The following is a 19,472-nucleotide window of genomic DNA, read 5'->3' on the forward strand; positions in this document are numbered from 1 at the left end:
CTCGGATGGACCCGCCCGGTTGCCGTCGCAATCACGAAACGAAGAAGTGCGAGAGCCCCTGGCCGGCGGCGAAAGCGGCATAGCCGAGAACTGCGAAATAGACGGTGGTCGCGAACAGGAAGAAATAGCCGCCGGCCACCATCAGCCCGTCGCGTTGGATGATGCCGAGCGACAGGAGCAGGATGGCGATGCCGGGCAGCGTGTTCGACAGCGGAATCAGCCCGAGCGGAAACATGAGAAGCACGCCACCGGCCATGATCATCAGGCCGTTGAAACGGTTCATCAGGGCGCCTTCGGTCAAAAAATTGACTCGCGGGCGCACATAGCGGTCGAGCTTCGAGACCAGTGCCGCACCTTTGCGGAGCGTCGGCACGAGCTTTTCCGTGTCGATCTCCCGATCGAGGATGCGCTTCGGCAGCCAGGGCATGCGGTTGAGGGTGATCGCGAGCGAAATGAGAATGATGGCCGCCCCGAAGACGGTGCTGACGCCCGGAATGGAAACAGGGATCAGGAACGGCAGGGTCAGCAGCGCGCAAAGAAGGAGGAAGCCCTGCTCGCCGATCTCGATCATCAGCTCGCGCAGCGTGATCGTATTGCCTCTGATCGACGCGATCATGCCGGTGAGCGTGTCGCTGAGGCTGCGTTGCGAATCGCCGAACTCGACCGCCATGATTTTTTCCCTTCACGATTTGCGGGCGCTCCATGCGGCGCCCGCGGTTCGCATTCTTTACGCCGAACCGGGCCCGGCAGACCATAGCGCCAAGCGCGTGAACCTTCGGTTAGCGGGCCCTCTGGTCAGCAATATGGCGAGGTCCGGCAGAAATGGTGCACCGCAATACTCCCGATCGGGGAAAGTAGAAGGCCCCTTCATCTTCCTGCCGCAATCGATAGTATGAACCGATCCTGAGCACCAATGGGGACAATTGATTCGATGATCAAGAAATGCGCCATCCTGGCTGTCGTGGCCGTCTATCTTTCCGGATGCACCACCACCGATCCCTATACGGGAGAACAGAAGATGTCGAACACGGCCGGAGGCGCTTTGATCGGCGCGGGTCTCGGCGCTGCGACCGGTCTTCTGGTGGGCGGCAGCGCAGCGGGCCGGCGTGATGCCGCTCTTGTCGGCGCAGGCATCGGCGCTCTCGGCGGCGGCCTGGTCGGAAACTACATGGATCAGCAGGAATCGGAACTGCGGGCGCAGCTGCAGGGCACCGGCGTTTCGGTCACCCGCGCCGGCGACCGCATCATCCTGAACATGCCGTCGAACATCACCTTCGCGACCGACCGCGACCAGGTGATTCCGGCCTTCTACCCGACCCTCGACTCGGTTGCGATCGTGCTGCGCAAGTTCAACAAGACACTGATCGACGTCGACGGTCACACCGACTCGACCGGCAGCGCCTCCTATAACCAGGGACTTTCGGAGCGGCGCGCGGCCTCGGTCGCCAACTATCTCGCCAGCCGCGGCGTCGACCAGCGGCGCATGTCGGCAGTGGGCTACGGCCTGGAGCGGCCGATTGCGTCGAACGCCACCGAGGTCGGCCGCGCCCAGAACCGCCGCGTCGAAATCTCGATCGCGCCGATCAAACAGGGCTGAACGGCTTCAACGTTATGGCGAAGGGCCGCGCGGATCATCCGGGCGGCCTTTTCACGTTCCGATACGGCCTCACCCCTTCGGCGGATAGTCGTGCCTGTTCCCGCGGAAGTCGGTGACCGTGTAGCAGCCGCCGCCCTCCGCCTCGATCGCGCTGGCGCTGATGATGGCCTTGCCGTGGCCGCCGGGGATGTCGAGGATGTAGGCGGGTTGGCAAAGGCCCGAGACGCGTCCACGCAGCGAGGCGACGAGCGCCTGGCCCTCCTCGATGGACAGCCGGAAATGGCCGGTGCCGGGCGCAAGATCCGGATGGTGCAGGTAATAGGGCTTGATCCGCGTCTCGACGAAGGCGCGCATCAGCGCGGCGAGCACGTCCGGGTCGTCGTTGACGCCCTTCAGCAGCACCGACTGGCTCACCATGACGATGCCCGCATCGATCAGCCGCGCGGCGGCGGCGCGCGCCTCGGCGGTGAGTTCCCGCGGATGGTTGGCATGAAGCGCCACATAGGTCGCCTTGCCGCTGCTCCTCAAAGCGGCGATCAGCCCCGCATCCACCCGTTCGGGCTCGACCACCGGCACGCGCGTGTGGAAGCGCACGACCTTGACGTGCTCGATTTCTGCGAGCCGCACCATGATTTCGCCAAGCCGCCGGGGCGAGAGCACCAGCGGATCGCCGCCGGTCAGGATCACCTCCCAGATTTCCGGGCGCCCGGCGATATAGGCGAGCGCCGCATCGAGTTCCGCGGGCGTGAGCGTGCCGAGACCCTCGGGGCCGACCATCTCGCGGCGGAAGCAGAAGCGGCAGTAGACCGGGCAGACATGAACCGCCTTCAGGAGCACCCGGTCCGGATAACGGTGGACGATGCCGGCAACCGGGCTGTGCGTGCCGTCGCCGATCGGATCGGCACGCTCTTCCGGCATGAGCGTGAGTTCGGCCATGTCGGGCACGAACTGCCGCGCAATCGGGTCGTTCGGATCGTCCCGGTTCACAAGGCGCGCGATTGCTGGGCTGATGGCTACGGCGTAGCGGGACGCGACACGGGAAATCGCCTCTTCCTGCTCTCGACCGACGAGACCGGCGTCGGCGAGCTCACGCGCTGTTCTGATGGCGCGTTCCGCGGTCATGGCCTGGCCTCCGCGACCGGGGCCCAAAGAACCTGATCGATGCGGGATGCGCCCGTTGCCAGCATGACAAGACGGTCGAAGCCGAGCGCGATGCCGCTCGCCTCGGGCATGCCGCCGAGCGCCGCGAGGAAATCCTCGTCGATCGGGTAGGTCTCGCCGTAGACCCGCGCCTTTTCCGCCATTTCCAGCTCGAACCGGCGGCGCTGCTCGGCGGCATCGGTCAATTCGCCGAAGGCATTTGCGAGTTCGACGCCGCAGGCATAGAGCTCGAAACGCTCTGCCACGCGAGGGTCGCCGGCTGCAGGCCGGGCAAGTGCGGCCTCGGCGACCGGATATTCGTCGAGGATCGTGGCGCGCCCGAAGCCGAGATTGGGCTCGACCCTTTCGACGAGCACGCGGCTGAAGAGATCGGCCCAGCTATCGTCTCCGGCGACACGCAGGCCCACCTCCCGCATGGCCGCCGCGAGGCCGTCGCGGTCGGTGGAGCCGTCTTCCCGGATGGAGGCGAGAAGGTCGATCCCCGCGAAGCGCGCGAAGGCCTCGGCGACCGAGAGCCGCTCCGGCTCGGCGAAAGGATCGCACGCTCTTCCCTGATAGACGAGGGACCGCGCGGCGACTGTCTCGGCGGCGAGCGCGAGAATTCCGGCGCAGTCATTCATCAGCGTCTCGTAGCTCTCCTCGGCGCGGTACCATTCGAGCATGGTGAATTCCGGATGATGCAGCGGGCCGCGCTCGCGGTTGCGGTAGACATGGGCGAAACAGGCGATGCGCCGTTCGCCGGCGGCAATGAGCTTCTTGCAGGCGAATTCGGGAGAGGTGTGGAGATAGAGCGGCTGGACGGAGCCGTCGAGCCCAAGCGCCTCGGTCGCAAAGGCATGCAGATGCGCCTCGTTGCCCGGCGATACCTGCAGCGCTGCCGTGTCGACCTCGACGAAGCTGCGTTCGTCGAAGAACCGGCGGAGCGCCGACTGGATGCGATTGCGCCCGATCAGGAAGGGGCGCCGGTCGGCATGGACATCGGGTGTCCACCAGGGAGAAGCATGCGGCATGGTCGGTTCGGTCCAGGCTTTCTTCCGCGCGAATGCCCGCTCAGGCTGGCTATTTGCGCGAAATTAGGATAGTGGCGGCGCGAAAACTGAATTTTCGCGTCCCTTCCGGGCCGATCTCCGGCCCGCTCGTGTCGCTGATACCTCTGTTACAAGGAAGACTAATGGTCAAGGTCATCGCTTCTTCGGTCCGCAAGGGCAACGTTCTCGACGTCGACGGCAAGCTTTATGTCGTGCTCACCGCGCAGAACTTCCATCCGGGCAAGGGCACGCCGGTCACGCAGGTCGACATGCGCCGCATCTCCGACGGCGTGAAGGTCTCCGAGCGCTACCGCACGACCGAGCAGGTCGAGCGCGCCTTCGTCGAAGACCGCGAGCACACCTTCCTTTATGAAGATGGCGAAGGCTTCCACTTCATGAACCCGGAAAGCTACGACCAGCTCGTCATGAGCTCCGAAGACATCGGCGACTTGAAGGCCTATCTTCAGGAAGGCATGGCCGTGATGCTGTCGATCCACGAAGGCATTGCCATCGCCATCGACCTGCCGCGCCACGTCACTCTCGAAATCACCGAGACGGAGCCGGTCGTCAAGGGCCAGACGGCCTCCTCCTCCTACAAGCCCGCCGTGCTTTCGAACGGGGTTCGTACCCTGGTGCCGCCGCACATCCAGGCCGGCACCCGCGTCGTCATTGCGACGGAAGACGGGTCCTATGTCGAGCGCGCCAAGGACTGATCTGTCCTGACGGAGATCGAAACGGGGACGGTAGTCGATGACTGCCGTCCCCGTTCTCGTTTCACCGTTCAATTGAAGCGGCGAAACGCTCGAAGCCTGTGAAACCGAGCGCTTCCGCACGGAAAACCGTTACACATTTTTTCTGGAAGTGCTTAGGATGCCGCCCTCCGGATCGGGATGAGAGGCGCGGCACTGCATGTTTCCATTATCGCATATGATGAAGTCGTTCATTCGCAAGGGGACGCTCACGGTAATCGATGCCGACGGCAAGCGGCACGTCTTTGCCGGCGAGCCGGGGCCGAGCGTGACGATGCGGCTCACCGACAAGCGGCTCTATCGCAGCCTCGTCTTCAATGCCGAGCTCGCCGCCGGCGAAGCCTATATGAACGGGACCATGCGGTTCGAGGAAGGCTCGACGCTGCGGGACTTCCTGACGCTCTTTTCGATCAACCGCCTGTCACTCGGCTCCTATCCTATTCAGAAGCTGCTACGGGCGGTGAAGATGCGCTTTCGCAAGCGCCAGCAGGCCAACCCCAAGGGCAAGGCGCAGCAGAACGTCGCGCATCATTACGATCTCGGCAATGATTTCTACAAGCTCTTCCTCGACGAAAACATGCTCTATTCCTGCGCCTATTTCCGCGAGCCGCACGAGACTTTGGAGGCTGCGCAACGAAATAAGCTGAGGCTGCTTGCGGCAAAGCTCTGTCTGAAGCCGGGCATGAGGGTACTCGACATCGGCTGCGGCTGGGGAGATCTCGCCCTCTATCTCGCCTCGCTCGAAGACGTCGAGGTGCTGGGTGTGACCCTTTCCAAGGAACAGCAGGCACTCGCCTCCGAGCGGGCACGTGCGGCCGGAATGGCGGACCGCGTGCGCTTCGAACTCAAGGACTACCGCGACGTCGAGGGGCCGTTCGACCGGATCGTTTCGGTCGGCATGTTCGAGCATGTCGGCGTCCATCACTATGACGAGTTCTTCAAGAAACTGAATGCGTTGATGCCGGATGACGGGCTGGCCGTGCTCCATTCGATCGGCCATATGAGCCCGCCCGGCATGGCGAGCGCCTGGCTCCGCAAATACATCTTCCCCGGCGCCTATTCCCCGGCATTGTCGGAGGTCTTCGAGGTGGTCGAACGCAACAGCCTTTGGGTGACCGATCTCGAATTCCTGCGCGTGCATTATGCTACGACGCTCGCCCATTGGGGCGCGCGTTTCGACGAGAATCGCGACAAGGTGGTGACGATGTACGACGAGCGCTTTGCCCGCATGTGGGAGTTCTACCTGATCAGCGCGGAAATGATGTTCCGCACCGGCAGCCAGCTCGTCTTCCATATGCAGCTGTCGCGATCACGCGACGCGGCGCCGATCGTTCGTGATTACATCACCGATCTGCAGCGCACCTATATCGAGAAGGAAAAGGCGCTCGATCTGGCGGTTTGACTCAACCTCAGGGTTGCCCCTTCCAATCCCTCCCCACAAGGGGAGGGGGCGAGTGCGCGCCGCGAAGATGGACGCGTTGCCGCCGATCCACCGCCTTGACGCCTCACGCATCGGCGCTTATTTAGAATTATTCTAAAGAAGGTCTTGCGATGCTCTCCCGGCTTTTCTCCCGTTACAAACGTCCGTTCCTGTCCTTGAGCGAACAGGAAATCCTTGCCCTGGCCATATCCTCGGAAGAGGATGACGGACGCATCTATCTCGCCTATGCCGACGCTCTGCGCCAAAAATATCCCCATTCCGCAAGGGTCTTCGAGGAAATGGCGGAGGAGGAGAGCCACCACCGCAGGCCTTGATCGACCTGCACGTCGCCCGTTTCGGCAACCGCATCCCGCTCGTTCGGCGCGAACACGTGCGCGATTTTCCGGAGCGCAAACCCGATTGGCTGATCGCCGAGATGCCGATCGAGAAGGCGCGCGCCGAAGCCGAGGCGATGGAGGAGGCGGCGCACCGGTTTTACGTCGAGGCTGCGGCGCGCACGCGGGACGCGGCGACGCGCAAGCTCTTGGGCGATCTGGCGATTGCCGAGAAGTCGCATGAATCGCTCGCCCGCCGGCTCGGTGAGGAGCATACGCCCGTGGACGTGCGCGACGAGGAAGATGAGACCTCACGCCGCCAGTTCATACTCACCTATGTGCAGCCGGGCCTCGCGGGACTGATGGATGGGTCCGTTTCGACGCTCGCGCCGATCTTCGCCGCAGCCTTCGCCACGCAGGATACATGGCAGACCTTTCTCGTCGGTCTGTCGGCCTCCGTCGGCGCAGGCATATCGATGGGTTTCACCGAGGCGGCGCATGATGACGGCAAGCTTTCCGGGCGCGGCTCGCCGGTCAAGCGCGGGCTTGCCTCGGGCATCATGACGGCACTCGGCGGTCTCGGCCACGCTCTGCCCTATCTCATTCCGCATTTCTGGACCGCGACAATGACGGCAGCGGCAATCGTCTTCTTCGAACTATGGGCAATCGCCTTCATCCAGAATCGCTATATGGAAACGCCCTTCCTGAGGGCCGCCTTCCAGGTGGTGCTCGGTGGCGGCCTGGTTCTTGCCACCGGCATCGTCATCGGGAATGCTTAGAGCATTTCAATGTTCCGTAGAGACACTGAAGCGCTCTACCCATTTGAATCAACGGACTTCCGGACGAAAACCGTTAGACACTTTTCCTGGAAGTGCTCTGGAGTCGTGCTCGTTACAGCGAGCAGCAGCACCGCGTCTGCGGCGCGGTGATGAGCTCTTTCAGCCCAAGGACGTGGTCTTGGTGGATTCCTGTGACGAGCACAGGCGGGAGGAGTTTTGACGACGCGTACGCGTTACTTCAACGCCCGCTTTGGTATCTGAGGATTTCACCGACACGCGTAAAAAAGGCCGCAGGATGCGGCCTTTTTGAAAGGAACCGTTCGACGGGATCAGTTTCCGACGGAACCGACGAGCACTTCCCCGCCATTGTCGATGGTGACCCAACGGCCGCTGTGGGTCGTCGCCTGCCGCTTGAGGAAGCGGTAGGGCGTGTGCGTCCACAGCTTCACCCCATCGTCGAGATTGTCGAGAACGAAGTCGCCCTGCGCTGTGCGTACCGTCAGCACCGCATGGCCCTCGCCATCCGGCTTGCGCACCACCGTCATCAGCAGGTTGCCGGCGGAGAAGCCCTTCTGCATGAGGCGTCTGCGCTTTTCGAGCGCGAAGTCCTCGCAATCGCCCTGTCTCCCCGGATAGGACCACACCTCGTCCCGGCCGGTAAGCTCGATGTCTGTTACCGGCGCGATCTGCCGGTTGACGGAAGCGTTGACCTGGCGAATGGCAGCCCAGCCGCCGGCGGTGACACGCGGCGGCACCGTCGCCTTCGAACGGACGCTGCACTCGCCCCTGTGCTTCTGACAGAACTCGTAATGCCCGATCGGCTGCGAGGTCACCGCGCCGGTCTGCATCCAGGGAGTAGCTCCCGCCTGTGCGGGAATTGCCGTGTTCGTGGAGATGAAAAGCGCACACAGCGCCGCGAAACTTGCCTTAACCCCGGTCCAAGACTGCATACAGATCCCCTGCAACGCGCCCGCATCCGTACCTTCCGGATCGATCCGCGCAATCAAAAGTTGTCGACAGCTTTATTAGGAATTTCCCCTGCGCTGCTCTAATCGTTAATAAAGAGTTAATATACTCCGCTTGTCGGAGTCAATCGCCTGATTCGGACTAGTCCGTTTTATGGTTAAGGCTCGCGGCAGACGGACGCCGAAGCCCGCCAGCGCAGGGGTTTGGCAGTGCCTTGCGAAGCAATTTCAGGGAATTTTGATTAGGCCGGATGGACTAGTCGTGCGCTCAGGCCTTGGTCAGCATGGCGTCGATCGCCTGTTTCAATTTGGCAATGTCCTCCTCGCGGGACAACCGGTGGTCGCCATCGCGGATCAGGGTCATGACGACGTCGTCAGCCGGCATGTGCTCCATCAGTTTGAGGGCATGCGTGTAGGGGACGTCCGGATCGCGCATGCCCTGGAGAATGTGCACCGGGCAGCCGGTTTCGATCGGCCCTTTCATGACGAGGTTGTTGCGGCCATCCTCGATCAGCGCGCGGGTGAAAACATTGGGTTCGGGGCTGTATTCCGATGGCTCTTCGAAATAACCCCGTTCGGCGAGCGAGGTCCTTTCGGCATCGGTAAGATTGGGCTCGATGAGCTCGGCGGTGAAGTCGGGGGCCGGGGCGATCAGCACGAGGCCGCAGAGGCGGCCGACCCCACCTTCCCCGAGGCGGGCGCGGCTTTTGAGCTTCTCGGCAAGGCGCAGCGCGACCCAGGCACCCATGGAGGAACCGATCAGGATCATGCGCGCCGTCGCGGCGTGATCGATCACGGCGAGACTCTCCTCGACCCAGCGCGAGATGGTGCCGTCCCTGTAGTCGCCGTCCGACGCGCCGTGGCCCGAATAGTCGAAGCGAATGCAGTCGGTGCCGGCCTCGCGCGCGTGCCGCTCGACCTCCACCGCCTTCGTTCCGGTCATGTCGGATCGGTAGCCGCCGAGCCAGACGAGCGCCGGATGGCCTGGATGCTGCCGGTCTTTCGATTGGACATCCGACGGATTTCCGGCGCGGAAGATACGCATGGCGATGCTTCTGGCCGCATCTCCCGTTCCCACTTCGATCCGCGTGATCTCGGTTTCAGCCGGCGTGGTCGACATCGAGTAACTCCCTGAAGGCCTGATCATGACGGATTTCCTTCTAAAACAGATTCTTTCGGGCATCGACAGAGGATGATTTTCATTGCGGGCCATGCTATTGACTCTGGAGCCGCAATTCACACATTGCCGTCAGTGACTGTTTCAAGCGCTTCTGTTTGAGATCGCGCTGACCGTTTGACCGAATATTTACTATCAATAGCTCGAGGAGAGTACGACCATTCGCAGACCCTTCAAAGCGGACGCTCCAGTCAAGGAAGGACCGCGCGCAAACAAGGAAATCCGGGTCCCCCGGGTTCAGCTTATCGATGCCGAAGGCCAGAACTTGGGCAGCATTCCGATCGACCAGGCGCTCCGCATGGCGGACGAGGCCGGTCTCGACCTCGTAGAGATCGCACCGAACTCCGATCCGCCGGTGTGCAAGATCCTCGACCTCGGCAAGCTGAAATACGCGAACCAGAAGAAAGCCGCCGAGGCGCGCAAGAAGCAGAAGATCGTCGAGATCAAGGAAATCAAGATGCGCCCCAACATCGACACCCATGATTATGAGGTGAAGATGAAGGCCATGAACCGTTTCTTCGAGGAAGGCGACAAGGTCAAGGTGACGCTGAAGTTCCGCGGCCGCGAAATGGCCCACCAGGAACTCGGCATGAAACTTCTGATGCAGGTCAAGGACGACACCCAGGAAATCGCCAAGGTGGAAGCCGAACCCAAGCTCGAAGGCCGCCAGATGATGATGGTTCTTGCGCCGAAGTGATCGGCGGAGCCTGACAGACCAGACACGCTTGGTGAAGCCGCCCCGGGAGGAGTTCGTGGGGCGGCTTTCCTTTTTGGGAAAGCTTACGCGAGCGACCTCCGGACCGCTTGCCTTTTCCGGGATGTGCGGTTATAAGCCCCCGTCCGAACGGTCCGGCAGGGCATGCCGTGGCCGTTCTTAACGCTGGAAATGGGCTTCGTCTGCCTGTTTCGCATATCAAGAACAATGGAGTAGCAAAATGCCCAAGATGAAGACGAAATCGTCTGCCAAAAAGCGGTTCAAAATCACCGCAACCGGCAAAGTTCGAGCTGCTGCTGCTGGCAAGCGCCACGGCATGATCAAGCGGTCCAACAAGTTCATTCGCGACGCGCGCGGAACCATGGTTCTCGCTGAGCCCGATGGCAAGAAGGTCGTCAAGAACTACCTGCCTAACGGTCTTTAAGACGTCTGGCGATTTGGATTTTAAGGAGATCATGACATGGCACGTGTAAAACGCGGCGTAACCTCCCACGCCAAGCACAAGAAGACGCTCAAGGCCGCCAAGGGCTTCTACGGCCGCCGCAAGAACACCATCCGCGCCGCCAAGGCAGCGGTGGATCGTTCCAAGCAGTTTGCTTACCGCGACCGCAAGGTCAACAAGCGCAATTTCCGCGCGCTCTGGATCCAGCGCATCAACGCTGCCGTCCGCGAGTTCGGCCTTACCTACGGCCGCTTCATCGACGGTCTGAACAAGGCCGGTATCGAAGTCGATCGCAAGGTTCTGTCCGACATGGCAATCCATGAGCCGGCAGCATTCGGCGCCCTGGTCGAAGCTTCCAAGAAGGCGCTCGCCTATCTCAAGGAAGCCGGCACGGCAAACGAGTTTGAAAGCGCTGTCCGTTAAGCCAGCGTTTTCCCAAGACCGTTTCTGAAATTGTTGGGAAACCCGCGCTGGCAGGGCTGGCGCGGGTTTTTCTTGTTCGGCTCGCGGGGCGGTCCTAGCGCCGAAGTGTCGAACCGATACACGAACCGCATCGAGGCAGGACAGAATGAGCGAACTGGAAACATTGGAACGGACCTTGCTGGCGGAAATCGACGCCGCCGCCGACGAGGGTGCGATCGAGGCGGTGCGCGTCGGCGCGCTCGGCAAGAAGGGATCGATCTCGGAACTGCTGAAGACGCTCGGTTCGATGAGCCCGGAGGAGCGCCAGACCCGCGGCGCGCGCATCAATGCGCTGAAGAACACGGTGACGGAGGCGATCTCCGCCCGCAAGACGGCGCTCAAGGACGCGGCGATCGCCGAACGGCTGGCGCGCGAGACGGTGGACATCAGCCTGCCCGTCCGCTCCTCGCCGGCCGAGCGCGGCCGCATCCATCCGATCAGCCAGATCGTGGACGAGATCACCGCGATCTTCGGCGACATGGGTTTCTCGATTGCCGAGGGGCCGGATATCGAGACGGACTACTACAACTTCACGGCCCTGAACTTCCCCGAAGGTCATCCGGCCCGCGAGATGCACGACACCTTCTTCTTCGCGCCCGACGAGAAGGGTGAGCGCAAGGTGCTGCGCACGCACACCTCGCCGGTGCAGATACGCACGATGGAGGCTGGGCAGCCGCCGATCCGCATCATCATTCCGGGCAAGACCTACCGCCAGGATTCCGACGCGACCCACTCGCCGATGTTTCATCAGGTGGAAGGTCTCGTCATCGACAGGACGGCGAATGTCGCCAATATGCGTTGGGTGCTCGAGGAATTCTGCAAGGCCTTCTTCGAGGTCGATCAGGTGACGATGCGCTTCCGCCCGTCCTTCTTCCCGTTCACGGAACCCTCCTTCGAGGTCGACATCCAGTGCGACCGCTCCGGCCCGATCGTCAAGTTCGGCGAGGGCAAGGACTGGATGGAGATTCTCGGCTGCGGCATGGTGCATCCGAACGTGCTCAGGGCCGGCGGCCTCGATCCGGACGAATATCAAGGCTTCGCTTGGGGCATGGGCCTCGATCGCATCGCCATGCTGAAATACGGCATGCCCGACCTGCGCGACTTCTTCAATGCCGATGTCCGCTGGATGACCCATTACGGCTTCCGCCCGCTCGACATGCCGACGCTCTTCGGCGGCCTCTCGGCGTGACCCGCGCAGAAAATCAAGGACACAGGTGACATCATGAAGTTCACGCTTTCCTGGCTGAAGGACCATCTGGAAACCGACGCCTCGCTCGAGGAAATCTGCGCCCGCCTGACGATGATCGGGCTGGAAGTCGAGGATGTCGACGACAAGGCGGCGTTCAAGCCCTTCGTCATCGCCAGGGTGATCTCCGCCGAGCAGCACCCGAATGCCGACAAGCTCAGAGTGCTGATGGTCGACACCGGCTCCGGCGAGCCGGTGCAGGTCGTCTGCGGCGCGCCGAACGCGCGCAAGGGCCTCGTCGGTGCCTTTGCCGCGCCCGGCACCCATGTGCCCGGCATCGGCGTGACGCTCTCCGTCGGCAACATCCGTGGCGTCGAAAGCCGCGGCATGATGTGCTCGGAAAAGGAGCTGGAGATCTCCGACGACCACACCGGCATCATCGATCTGCCCGAGAACGCGCCGGTCGGCACCAGCTATGCGACCTATGCCGGCCTCGACGACCCGGTCATCGAAATCAACCTGACGCCGAACCGGCCGGATTGCACCAGCGTCCACGGCATTGCCCGCGATCTCGCGGCATCCGGTCTCGGCACCTTGAAGACGCGGCCGGCGCCGTCCTTCGCCGTGGAAGGCGAGACGCCCGTCAAGGTCCGCCTCGATCTCGGCGAGGACAGGCATCTCTGCCCCGGCTTCGCGCTTCGCCTCGTGCGCGGCGTGAAGAACGGCCCGAGCCCCGCCTGGATGCGCCAGCGGCTGACTGCCATCGGCCTCCGCCCGATCAACGCGCTGGTCGATATCACCAATTACCTGACCTTCGACCAGGGCCGGCCGCTGCATGTCTTCGACGCGGCGAAGGTCGAGGGCAACCTGACGGTCCGCCGTGCCAGGGAAGGCGAAAAGGTGCTGGCGCTCGACACGCGCGAATATACGCTGTCGCCCGCCAATGTGGTGATCGCCGACGAAGAAGGCGTCGAGTCGATCGGCGGCATCATGGGCGGCGAGCATTCCGGCTGTGACGAGGCGACGACCGACGTGCTGATCGAATCGGCGCTCTGGGATCCGATGAACATCGCCAAGACCGGCCGCACGCTCGGCATCATCACCGATGCGCGCTACCGCTTCGAGCGCGGCGTCGATCCGGAATACATGGCGCCTGGCCTCGAACGGGCGACCGAACTGGTGCTGGAGCTCTGCGGTGGTACCGCGGCCAAGATGGACGTCGTCGGTTATGAGGGCCACGAGCCCAAGTCCCTCGATTTCCCGGTCTCAGAGGTCAAGCGCCTGACCGGCCTCGAGGTCTCCTCCGAGGAGAGCGTTTCCATCCTCAGGAAGCTCGGCTTCGGCGTCGAGGGCTCCGGCGAACGCCTGACGGTAACCGTCCCTTCCTGGCGGCCGGACATCGACGGCAAGGCGGACCTCGTAGAGGAGGTCATGCGCATCCATGGCGTCGACAACATCGTCGCCGCGCCGCTTGCAAGCCACAATGCCGTCAACGGCAAGATCCTGACGGTGCTGCAGATCCGCACGCGCCAGGCGCGGCGTGCGCTCGCAAGCCGCGGCATGCTCGAAGCCGTCACCTGGTCCTTCATCCCGGAAGAGCATGCAAAACTCTTCGGCGGCGGCCGGCCGGAACTGAAGCTGGCCAATCCGATCGCCGCCGACATGTCGGACATGCGGCCGTCGCTCCTGCCGGGCCTCCTGGCCGCGGCGCAGCGCAATGCCGACAAGGGCTACGGCGATGTCGCGATCTTCGAGGTTTCCGGCATCTATGAGGGCGACACGCCCGAGGCGCAGCGCCGCGTCGCCGGCGGCATCCGCCGCGGCACCGCATCGCTCAACGGCACCGGCCGGTCGTGGTCGAACGCCGTAAAGGGCGGCGGCAAGCCGGTCGATGTTTTCGACGCGAAGGCCGATGCCATCGCCGTGCTCGAGGCCTGCGGCGTGCCGATGGCCAATGTCCAGTTCGAAGCCGGCGGTCCCGCCTGGTATCATCCCGGCCGCTCGGCAACGATCAAGCTGGGCCCGAAGATCGTGCTCGGCGCTTTCGGGGAGTTCCACCCGAAGACCTTGGACGCCCTCGACGTCTCCGGGCCGCTTTCAGGCTTCGAGATCTATATCGATGCCATGCCGGAGCCGAAGAAGAAGGCGACCCGCACCAAGCCGGCACTGGAGCTTTCGCCCTTCCAGGCAGTCAAACGCGACTTCGCCTTCGTCGTAGACAAGGCGGTCGAGGCCGCTGCGATCGTCAGGGCCGCGTCCGGCGCCGACCGCAAACTGGTTGCGGCCGTCAACGTCTTCGACGTCTTCGAAGGCGCATCTCTCGGCGAGGGCAGGAAGTCGGTAGCGATCGAGGTAACGATCCAGCCGGTAGAGCGCACGCTGACCGATGAGGATTTCGAGGCGCTGACCTCGCGCATCGTCGCCAACGTGGCAAAGAGCACCGGGGGCGTGCTGCGCGCTTGATGAATAGGTGAGGGGGAGCCGGTTTGGTTTCCTCATTCCTGTGCTCGTCACAGGAATCCAGCCAGCCCAAGTCCTTGGGCTGAAAGAACGCTTCCGCGCCGCACACGCGGCGCTGCTCTCATCCCTGTGACGAGCGCAGGGATGAGGAAAAAGCAGAGATTGCAATCCTCCGAAAAGTCCTACAGCGCCGCCGCGTCTTATGAGACGCGCAACTAGCCATGCCGGTGCCAGACCTTGTTGACGATCAGCCATCGCCCGTCGACCTTCAGCAAGGACAGGTAATCGGAATAGCGCGCGCCGGCGAATTCATCGATCACCTTCACGCTGGCGACGTCGCCGGTGATGTGGACCATCTCCACTTCCATGAGCGGCTGCGTATCCGGGGACGCCGCGCCTTCCCTCACGATGGAGGCGATGAAGGCGTCGCGTGTCTGCCACTCGACGGCTCCTCCTGCGTTGCCGACGATCGATGCGCTCGGATGGAAGGCCTTGCGCAAAGCTCCCTCGTTGGCGAAGGCCATGCCGTCGACATAAAGATGGACGACCGCGCTGATGGCCTGCTCTTCGGACATGGTTTTTTCCTCCTTTCCGGAGCGGTGACAGACGCGGCTATCCGCCCCGCAGGCCGCTCCTGTTCCCACGAAGGCGGACATCTTCTCATAGGTAGGACATCGCAATGGAATTGCGATGCCCTCCAGGACTTCGACGCTGCCGGCCGGGTCTTCACCTGTTCGTCATTGCCAGCGACGCGTCGGAATAGCGTTTTCCAGCGACCAGCGTTGGCGAGAGCGCTTCGCCGAGTTCGGCGCGTTCCCTGTCGGTGAGGACGATTCCGGCGGCAGCCACGTTCTGCTCCAGATGCTCGATCCTGCGCGCGCCCGGGATCGGAACGATGTCATCTCCCTGGTTGACCACCCAGGCGAGTGCGAGTTGGGCGGCCGTCACGCCTCTTTCCGCGGCCAGCCTTTCGAGGGTTGCGACCAGCGCGGCGTTGGCCTCGAAGTTCTCCTGTTGGAAGCGCGGCAGCGACCGGCGAAAATCGTCGGCAGCGAGGTCTTCGACCTTGCGGATGGTGCCCGTCAGCATGCCACGCCCGAGCGGACTGTAGGGCACGAAGCCGATCCCCAGTTCGCGGCAGGTATCGAGCACCTCCTGTTCCGGGTCGCGCGACCAGAGCGAATACTCGCTTTGTATCGCTGCGATCGGATGCACGGCATGGGCACGGCGTATGGTGGCGGCGCTTGCCTCGGAAAGCCCGAGTGCGCGCACCTTGCCCTCCTTCACCAGTTCCGCCATCGCGCCGACGGTTTCCTCGATCGGCACGGCGGGATCGATGCGGTGCTGGTAATAGAGGTCGATGACGTCCGTTCCGAGTCGCTTGAGGGAGGCCTCGGCGACGGCTTTCGCATTTTCCGGCCGGCCGTCGACGCCTTTGACTGCCTCGGCGGCGGGTTTGTCGGGGTCGATGCGGAAACCGAACTTGGTGGCGATCACCACCTGGTCTCGCCGGTTCTTCAGCGCCTTGCCCAGGAGCTTCTCGTTCTCATAAGGCCCATAAACTTCCGCCGTATCGAAGAAGTCGACGCCGAGTTCGATGGCGCGGTGTAGCGTGCGGATCGATTGGCTCTCGTCGGCTTCGCCATAGGCGAAGCTCATGCCCATGCAGCCGAGGCCGACGGCCGAAACGGTGAGTTCATTGCCGAGCTTGCGGGTCTTCATTGGATTTCCTTTCGGGCTGAACGCGCGGCCTGCGGGGTGGCATACGGCGTTCGCGAAGAAGATGGAGAAGCATATCGCTGGACTGAGCCTTTCGGCATGGGCCCGACGACAAGGCGAAGATAGGTGCCGCGCGGCCGGTTGAAAATCTCTGTCAATTCTCACGGGCTGTTCTATTATTTCGATCAATGAACCGCACACAGCTCTCCCAACTGGCCGTCCTTTCCGCCGTCGCCGCCCATGGCAGCTTTCGCGGGGCGGCGAAGGAACTCGGCATCGCGCCATCTGCCGTCAGCCACGCCGTGGGCAGTCTGGAGGCGAGCCTCGGCGTTCGTCTCCTCGCGCGCACGACGCGCAGCGTCGCGGCCACGGAGGAGGGAAAGCGCCTGCTGGAGCGGCTGCGGCCGGCGCTCGACGACATTGCCGAGGCGCTGCAGCGGGCGGCGGAGGCGCGCGATCGTCCGGCCGGAAAACTGCGCGTCACCGCCCCTCGTTTTGCAGCCGACCTCATTCTGGCGCCGCGCCTTGGCGACTTCCTCGGGCGCTATCCGGACATCGTCCTCGAAATCGCCAATGAGGACGGCTTCACCGATATTGTCGAGGAGGGGTATGACGCCGGCATCAGGCTCGGCGAGAGCCTGGAGGCCGATATGGTCGCGGTGAAGGTCGGGCCGGAACTGAAAAGCGCGGTCGTCGCCGCACCGACCTATTTCGAGCGCTTCCAGCGGCCGCGGCACCCGCGCGATCTGGCGGGCCATCGCTGCATCCGCCGCCGCTTCTCCAACGGCACCTTATATCGCTGGGAGTTCGAGAAAGAGGGGGAGGAACTGACCGTTTCGGTGAACGGCCCGCTCATTCTGGGCGAGGACCGGCCGATCATCGAGGCTGCGATCGGCGGTGCGGGGCTCGCCTATCTCTTCGAGCCGCGCGTCAGCGGATATGTAGGTGAGGGCAAATTGGTCCGGGTGCTCGAGGACTGGTGCGCGCCCTATGCGGGCCCCTTCCTCTATTATCCAACCCGCCGGCTGATGCGTCCGGCGCTCCGGGCCTTCATCGATTTCTTCCGCCACAGCGGGTGACGGCCGGCGGGGAGCGCCGGCCGTCGTGACGGCTTACGCGGCCTTCTTGTTCACTTGGGCCATCGCGAGTTTCGTCAGGTCCTCGTCGGTGACGACTTCTTCCTTCAAAGTCGCGTCGAGCAGCGATACCGCATCCTTGAGACCGATGGTCTTTGCCCAGGTCTTCAGGGTGCCGTAGCGGGAGATTTCATAATGCTCGACCGCTTGCGCGGCGGAGATGAGGCCCGCATCGAGCGCGGCCGTGCCCTTGAATTCGTCCATGATCTCTTCGCCCTCGGCGACGATGCCCTCGATCGCCTCACAGGTCTTGCCCTGCGGCCGCTTGCCGATCATTTCGAATACCTGCTGCAGCCGCTCCACATGGGTCTCGGTCTGCTCCTTGTGCTTCTCGAACGCGGCCTTTAGCTCAGGGGCCTGGGCTGCGCGCGCCATCTTCGGCAAAGCCTTCAGGATTTTCCGCTCGGCATAATAGATGTCCTTGAGCGTATCGTGGAACAGGTCGTCCAGCGTTTTTTCTTTGGCCATTTCGGGTTTCCTTCCTCGTCTGCTTCGTGTTGCCTTCGACCCGCAATCAACAGCAAAGGGCGAAGATTTGTTCCTCGCGACTGCAAAAAGCGCATGAGACGCGGGTCAAATTCGTCGCTTTCGCGAAGGGTGTCCGTTTCACTTCAGGCGGAAATCGGGTGGTTGCAGCGTGGCGCATCGGCAATGGTCCCGCCGTCAACGCAATCGGATGGAGAAGAATCATGTCGAGACTGGAAGGTAAGATCGCGATCGTCACCGGCGCAAGCTCGGGTATCGGCCGCGCCGCCGCGCTGCTCTTTGCGCGCGAGGCGGCAAAGGTCGTGGTCACCGCCCGCAACGAGAATGCGCTTGCGGAGCTTACCGACGAGATTGCCCGAGAGGGCGGCGAGGCGGCAGCGCTTGCCGGCGACGTGCGCGACGAAGCCCTGCATGAGGCGCTGGTCGAACTGGCGGTGCGCCGCTTCGGCGGGCTCGATACCGCCTTCAACAATGCCGGGGCGCTCGGTGCGATGGGAGAGATTTCGTCGCTCAGCGTCGAAGGCTGGCGCGAGACGCTCGATACCAATTTGACGAGCGCCTTCCTGGCGGTGAAGTATCAGGTTCCGGCAATCGCGGCGCGGGGCAGTGGTTCGCTCACCTTCACTTCGAGCTTCGTCGGCCACACGGCCGGCTTTGCCGGGGTCGCCCCCTATGCGGCGAGCAAGGCGGGACTGATCGGGCTGGTGCAGGCGCTGGCCGTCGAGCTTGGCGCGCGCGGCATCCGCGTGAACGCGCTGCTGCCCGGCGGCACCGACACGCCCGCCAATTTCGCGAACCTCCCGGGAGCGGCGCCCGAGACGCGCGGTTTCGTGGAAGGGCTGCACGCATTGAAGCGCATTGCGCGACCCGAGGAAATCGCCGAAGCGGCGCTTTATCTCGCCTCGGACGGTGCCAGCTTCGTGACCGGCGCGGCGCTGCTGGCCGACGGCGGCGCTTCGGTGGCGAAGGCGTGAGCGCAGAGCGTGAGCACAGCAACTGAAAGCAGGGAAGCATGAAGAAACCTGGGTCGATGAAATCGCTTGAAGACCTCGGGCGCGTACGCCTCTCGAAGAACTTTTTCCTGCGCGATTTCCTTCACTCCGAGATCGCGGAGTTCTACGGGATTCCGAATATCCCCGACGATCCGGAACTGGCGATCGAGGCCGGACGGAAACTGTGCGGCGAACTTCTGGAACCGCTCGAGGCGACCTTCGGTCGGCTGCACATCCGCTCGGGCTACCGAAACCGTGCCGTGAACGCCTTTGGCAACGCCAACAGGCTCAACTGCTCGACGAATGCGGCAACGGCCGCCGACCATATCTGGGACATGCGCGATGCGGAGGGCTGCATGGGGGCCACCGCCTGCATCGCCATTCCCTGGGTCTGGGACCGGGAACGTCACGAAGGCGGCTGGCAGAGCCTGGCCTGGTGGATTCACGACCACCTTCCCTACGCCTCGCTCTGCTTTTTTCCCAAGCTTTGGGCCTTCAACATCCAGTGGCACGAGAGGCCGCGCCGCAGGATCAGCAGCTACGCCGAGCCGCGCGGGCTGCTGACCAGGCCCGGCATGGCCAACCACGAGGGCAGTCATGCGCAACTTTACCCAGGGTTTCCGAAGCTTGCGGCCGGGGGCGGGTCTTCCTGACGAGGGCAAA

The 19,472-nt window shown here is 63.2% G+C and carries 19 protein-coding genes and 1 pseudogene; 12 read left to right on the forward strand and 8 right to left on the reverse strand.

Annotated elements, in window-relative coordinates; translation table 11 throughout:
- Positions 1-31 precede the first annotated feature (31 nt).
- Complete coding sequence (locus tag AC5J09_RS13515; protein WP_100669845.1) at positions 32-670, reverse strand: exopolysaccharide biosynthesis protein; 639 nt, start codon at positions 668-670, stop codon at positions 32-34.
- 261 nt (positions 671-931) lie between these two features.
- On the opposite strand from AC5J09_RS13515, the gene AC5J09_RS13520 reads away from it, so the two are divergent.
- Positions 932-1,597: a YiaD family glycine zipper/OmpA-like lipoprotein gene (locus AC5J09_RS13520; RefSeq protein ID WP_033047230.1), complete on the forward strand. Its 666-nt coding sequence runs from the start codon at positions 932-934 to the stop codon at positions 1,595-1,597.
- Positions 1,598-1,666: 69 nt separating this feature from the next.
- Here AC5J09_RS13520 and AC5J09_RS13525 read toward each other — a convergent pair whose 3' ends face one another.
- The gene (locus tag AC5J09_RS13525) at positions 1,667-2,719 is read right to left on the reverse strand and encodes a lysine-2,3-aminomutase-like protein (RefSeq protein ID WP_494297807.1); all 1,053 of its coding nucleotides are present in this window, start codon (positions 2,717-2,719) and stop codon (positions 1,667-1,669) included.
- Positions 2,716-3,768 (reverse strand): EF-P lysine aminoacylase EpmA, encoded by a 1,053-nt coding sequence (gene epmA, locus AC5J09_RS13530; protein ID WP_494297808.1) that lies wholly within the window; start codon positions 3,766-3,768, stop codon positions 2,716-2,718. The genes AC5J09_RS13525 and epmA overlap by 4 nt, the downstream gene beginning before the upstream one ends.
- Positions 3,769-3,929: 161 nt before the next feature.
- Between epmA and efp the strand changes: the two genes are divergently transcribed.
- From efp to mbfA, 3 genes and pseudogenes are all read left to right on the forward strand, one after another.
- A complete protein-coding gene (gene efp, locus AC5J09_RS13535; RefSeq protein ID WP_004435501.1) occupies positions 3,930-4,499 on the forward strand; it encodes an elongation factor P in 570 nt (189 codons plus the stop codon).
- A 196-nt stretch (positions 4,500-4,695) separates the two neighbouring features.
- Positions 4,696-5,937: a cyclopropane-fatty-acyl-phospholipid synthase gene (gene cfa1 / locus AC5J09_RS13540; protein ID WP_494297809.1), complete on the forward strand. Its 1,242-nt coding sequence runs from the start codon at positions 4,696-4,698 to the stop codon at positions 5,935-5,937.
- Positions 5,938-6,086: 149 nt separating this feature from the next.
- Positions 6,087-7,069, forward strand: a pseudogene (gene mbfA, locus AC5J09_RS13545) (iron exporter MbfA).
- 329 nt (positions 7,070-7,398) lie between these two features.
- On the opposite strand, the gene AC5J09_RS13550 reads toward mbfA, so the two are convergent.
- Positions 7,399-8,019 (reverse strand): transglutaminase-like cysteine peptidase, encoded by a 621-nt coding sequence (locus AC5J09_RS13550; RefSeq protein WP_026168499.1) that lies wholly within the window; start codon positions 8,017-8,019, stop codon positions 7,399-7,401.
- A 283-nt stretch (positions 8,020-8,302) separates the two neighbouring features.
- Positions 8,303-9,154 (reverse strand): alpha/beta hydrolase, encoded by an 852-nt coding sequence (locus AC5J09_RS13555; RefSeq protein ID WP_494298906.1) that lies wholly within the window; start codon positions 9,152-9,154, stop codon positions 8,303-8,305.
- A 217-nt stretch (positions 9,155-9,371) separates the two neighbouring features.
- On the opposite strand from AC5J09_RS13555, the gene infC reads away from it, so the two are divergent.
- The 5 genes from infC (at position 9,372) to pheT (ending at position 14,479) form a co-directional block, all read left to right on the forward strand.
- A complete protein-coding gene (gene infC / locus AC5J09_RS13560) occupies positions 9,372-9,908 on the forward strand; it encodes a translation initiation factor IF-3 (protein ID WP_014527030.1) in 537 nt (178 codons plus the stop codon).
- 238 nt (positions 9,909-10,146) lie between these two features.
- Positions 10,147-10,350: a 50S ribosomal protein L35 gene (rpmI, locus tag AC5J09_RS13565; RefSeq protein ID WP_004435490.1), complete on the forward strand. Its 204-nt coding sequence runs from the start codon at positions 10,147-10,149 to the stop codon at positions 10,348-10,350.
- Between the two features lie 36 nt (positions 10,351-10,386).
- The gene (gene rplT, locus AC5J09_RS13570; RefSeq protein WP_004435481.1) at positions 10,387-10,791 is read left to right on the forward strand and encodes a 50S ribosomal protein L20; all 405 of its coding nucleotides are present in this window, start codon (positions 10,387-10,389) and stop codon (positions 10,789-10,791) included.
- 145 nt (positions 10,792-10,936) lie between these two features.
- The gene (gene pheS, locus AC5J09_RS13575) at positions 10,937-12,019 is read left to right on the forward strand and encodes a phenylalanine--tRNA ligase subunit alpha (protein ID WP_004435478.1); all 1,083 of its coding nucleotides are present in this window, start codon (positions 10,937-10,939) and stop codon (positions 12,017-12,019) included.
- Between the two features lie 33 nt (positions 12,020-12,052).
- Complete coding sequence (gene pheT, locus AC5J09_RS13580; protein WP_494297810.1) at positions 12,053-14,479, forward strand: phenylalanine--tRNA ligase subunit beta; 2,427 nt, start codon at positions 12,053-12,055, stop codon at positions 14,477-14,479.
- A gap of 212 nt (positions 14,480-14,691) precedes the next feature.
- Here the strand turns inward: pheT and AC5J09_RS13585 are convergent, their stop codons facing one another.
- Both AC5J09_RS13585 and AC5J09_RS13590 read right to left on the reverse strand, forming a co-directional pair.
- Positions 14,692-15,051: a nuclear transport factor 2 family protein gene (locus tag AC5J09_RS13585; protein ID WP_100669838.1), complete on the reverse strand. Its 360-nt coding sequence runs from the start codon at positions 15,049-15,051 to the stop codon at positions 14,692-14,694.
- Positions 15,052-15,202: 151 nt separating this feature from the next.
- Positions 15,203-16,198 carry an aldo/keto reductase gene (locus tag AC5J09_RS13590; RefSeq protein ID WP_494297811.1) on the reverse strand — a complete coding sequence of 332 codons (996 nt, stop codon included), beginning with the start codon at positions 16,196-16,198 and terminating at the stop codon, positions 15,203-15,205.
- A gap of 185 nt (positions 16,199-16,383) precedes the next feature.
- Between AC5J09_RS13590 and AC5J09_RS13595 the strand changes: the two genes are divergently transcribed.
- The gene (locus AC5J09_RS13595; RefSeq protein WP_018093899.1) at positions 16,384-17,274 is read left to right on the forward strand and encodes a LysR family transcriptional regulator; all 891 of its coding nucleotides are present in this window, start codon (positions 16,384-16,386) and stop codon (positions 17,272-17,274) included.
- Between the two features lie 33 nt (positions 17,275-17,307).
- Here AC5J09_RS13595 and AC5J09_RS13600 read toward each other — a convergent pair whose 3' ends face one another.
- Positions 17,308-17,799 (reverse strand): YciE/YciF ferroxidase family protein, encoded by a 492-nt coding sequence (locus tag AC5J09_RS13600; RefSeq protein WP_018093900.1) that lies wholly within the window; start codon positions 17,797-17,799, stop codon positions 17,308-17,310.
- 221 nt (positions 17,800-18,020) lie between these two features.
- Between AC5J09_RS13600 and AC5J09_RS13605 the strand changes: the two genes are divergently transcribed.
- Positions 18,021-18,791, forward strand: coding sequence for an SDR family oxidoreductase (locus tag AC5J09_RS13605; RefSeq protein WP_324762723.1), 771 nt, complete (start codon positions 18,021-18,023; stop codon positions 18,789-18,791).
- A gap of 38 nt (positions 18,792-18,829) precedes the next feature.
- Positions 18,830-19,462, forward strand: coding sequence for a hypothetical protein (locus AC5J09_RS13610; protein WP_275599951.1), 633 nt, complete (start codon positions 18,830-18,832; stop codon positions 19,460-19,462).
- Positions 19,463-19,472: the final 10 nt, after the last annotated feature.

This window comes from Sinorhizobium sp., assembly GCF_059070375.1.

Excerpts from the sequence above, each read along its gene's own strand:
- cfa1 (WP_494297809.1), top strand. The coding sequence starts at position 4,696 with ATGTTTCCATTATCGCATATGATGAAGTCGTTCATTCGCAAGGGGACG.
- AC5J09_RS13525 (WP_494297807.1), bottom strand. The coding sequence starts at position 2,719 with ATGACCGCGGAACGCGCCATCAGAACAGCGCGTGAGCTCGCCGACGCC.
- AC5J09_RS13590 (WP_494297811.1), bottom strand. The coding sequence starts at position 16,198 with ATGAAGACCCGCAAGCTCGGCAATGAACTCACCGTTTCGGCCGTCGGC.
- AC5J09_RS13550 (WP_026168499.1), bottom strand. The coding sequence starts at position 8,019 with ATGCAGTCTTGGACCGGGGTTAAGGCAAGTTTCGCGGCGCTGTGTGCG.
- AC5J09_RS13585 (WP_100669838.1), bottom strand. The coding sequence starts at position 15,051 with ATGTCCGAAGAGCAGGCCATCAGCGCGGTCGTCCATCTTTATGTCGAC.
- rpmI (WP_004435490.1), top strand. The coding sequence starts at position 10,147 with ATGCCCAAGATGAAGACGAAATCGTCTGCCAAAAAGCGGTTCAAAATC.
- rplT (WP_004435481.1), top strand. The coding sequence starts at position 10,387 with ATGGCACGTGTAAAACGCGGCGTAACCTCCCACGCCAAGCACAAGAAG.
- AC5J09_RS13555 (WP_494298906.1), bottom strand. The coding sequence starts at position 9,154 with ATGTCGACCACGCCGGCTGAAACCGAGATCACGCGGATCGAAGTGGGA.
- AC5J09_RS13610 (WP_275599951.1), top strand. The coding sequence starts at position 18,830 with ATGAAGAAACCTGGGTCGATGAAATCGCTTGAAGACCTCGGGCGCGTA.
- AC5J09_RS13520 (WP_033047230.1), top strand. The coding sequence starts at position 932 with ATGATCAAGAAATGCGCCATCCTGGCTGTCGTGGCCGTCTATCTTTCC.
- pheT (WP_494297810.1), top strand. The coding sequence starts at position 12,053 with ATGAAGTTCACGCTTTCCTGGCTGAAGGACCATCTGGAAACCGACGCC.
- AC5J09_RS13605 (WP_324762723.1), top strand. The coding sequence starts at position 18,021 with ATGTCGAGACTGGAAGGTAAGATCGCGATCGTCACCGGCGCAAGCTCG.
- efp (WP_004435501.1), top strand. The coding sequence starts at position 3,930 with ATGGTCAAGGTCATCGCTTCTTCGGTCCGCAAGGGCAACGTTCTCGAC.
- epmA (WP_494297808.1), bottom strand. The coding sequence starts at position 3,768 with ATGCCGCATGCTTCTCCCTGGTGGACACCCGATGTCCATGCCGACCGG.
- AC5J09_RS13600 (WP_018093900.1), bottom strand. The coding sequence starts at position 17,799 with ATGGCCAAAGAAAAAACGCTGGACGACCTGTTCCACGATACGCTCAAG.
- AC5J09_RS13515 (WP_100669845.1), bottom strand. The coding sequence starts at position 670 with ATGGCGGTCGAGTTCGGCGATTCGCAACGCAGCCTCAGCGACACGCTC.
- AC5J09_RS13595 (WP_018093899.1), top strand. The coding sequence starts at position 16,384 with ATGAACCGCACACAGCTCTCCCAACTGGCCGTCCTTTCCGCCGTCGCC.
- pheS (WP_004435478.1), top strand. The coding sequence starts at position 10,937 with ATGAGCGAACTGGAAACATTGGAACGGACCTTGCTGGCGGAAATCGAC.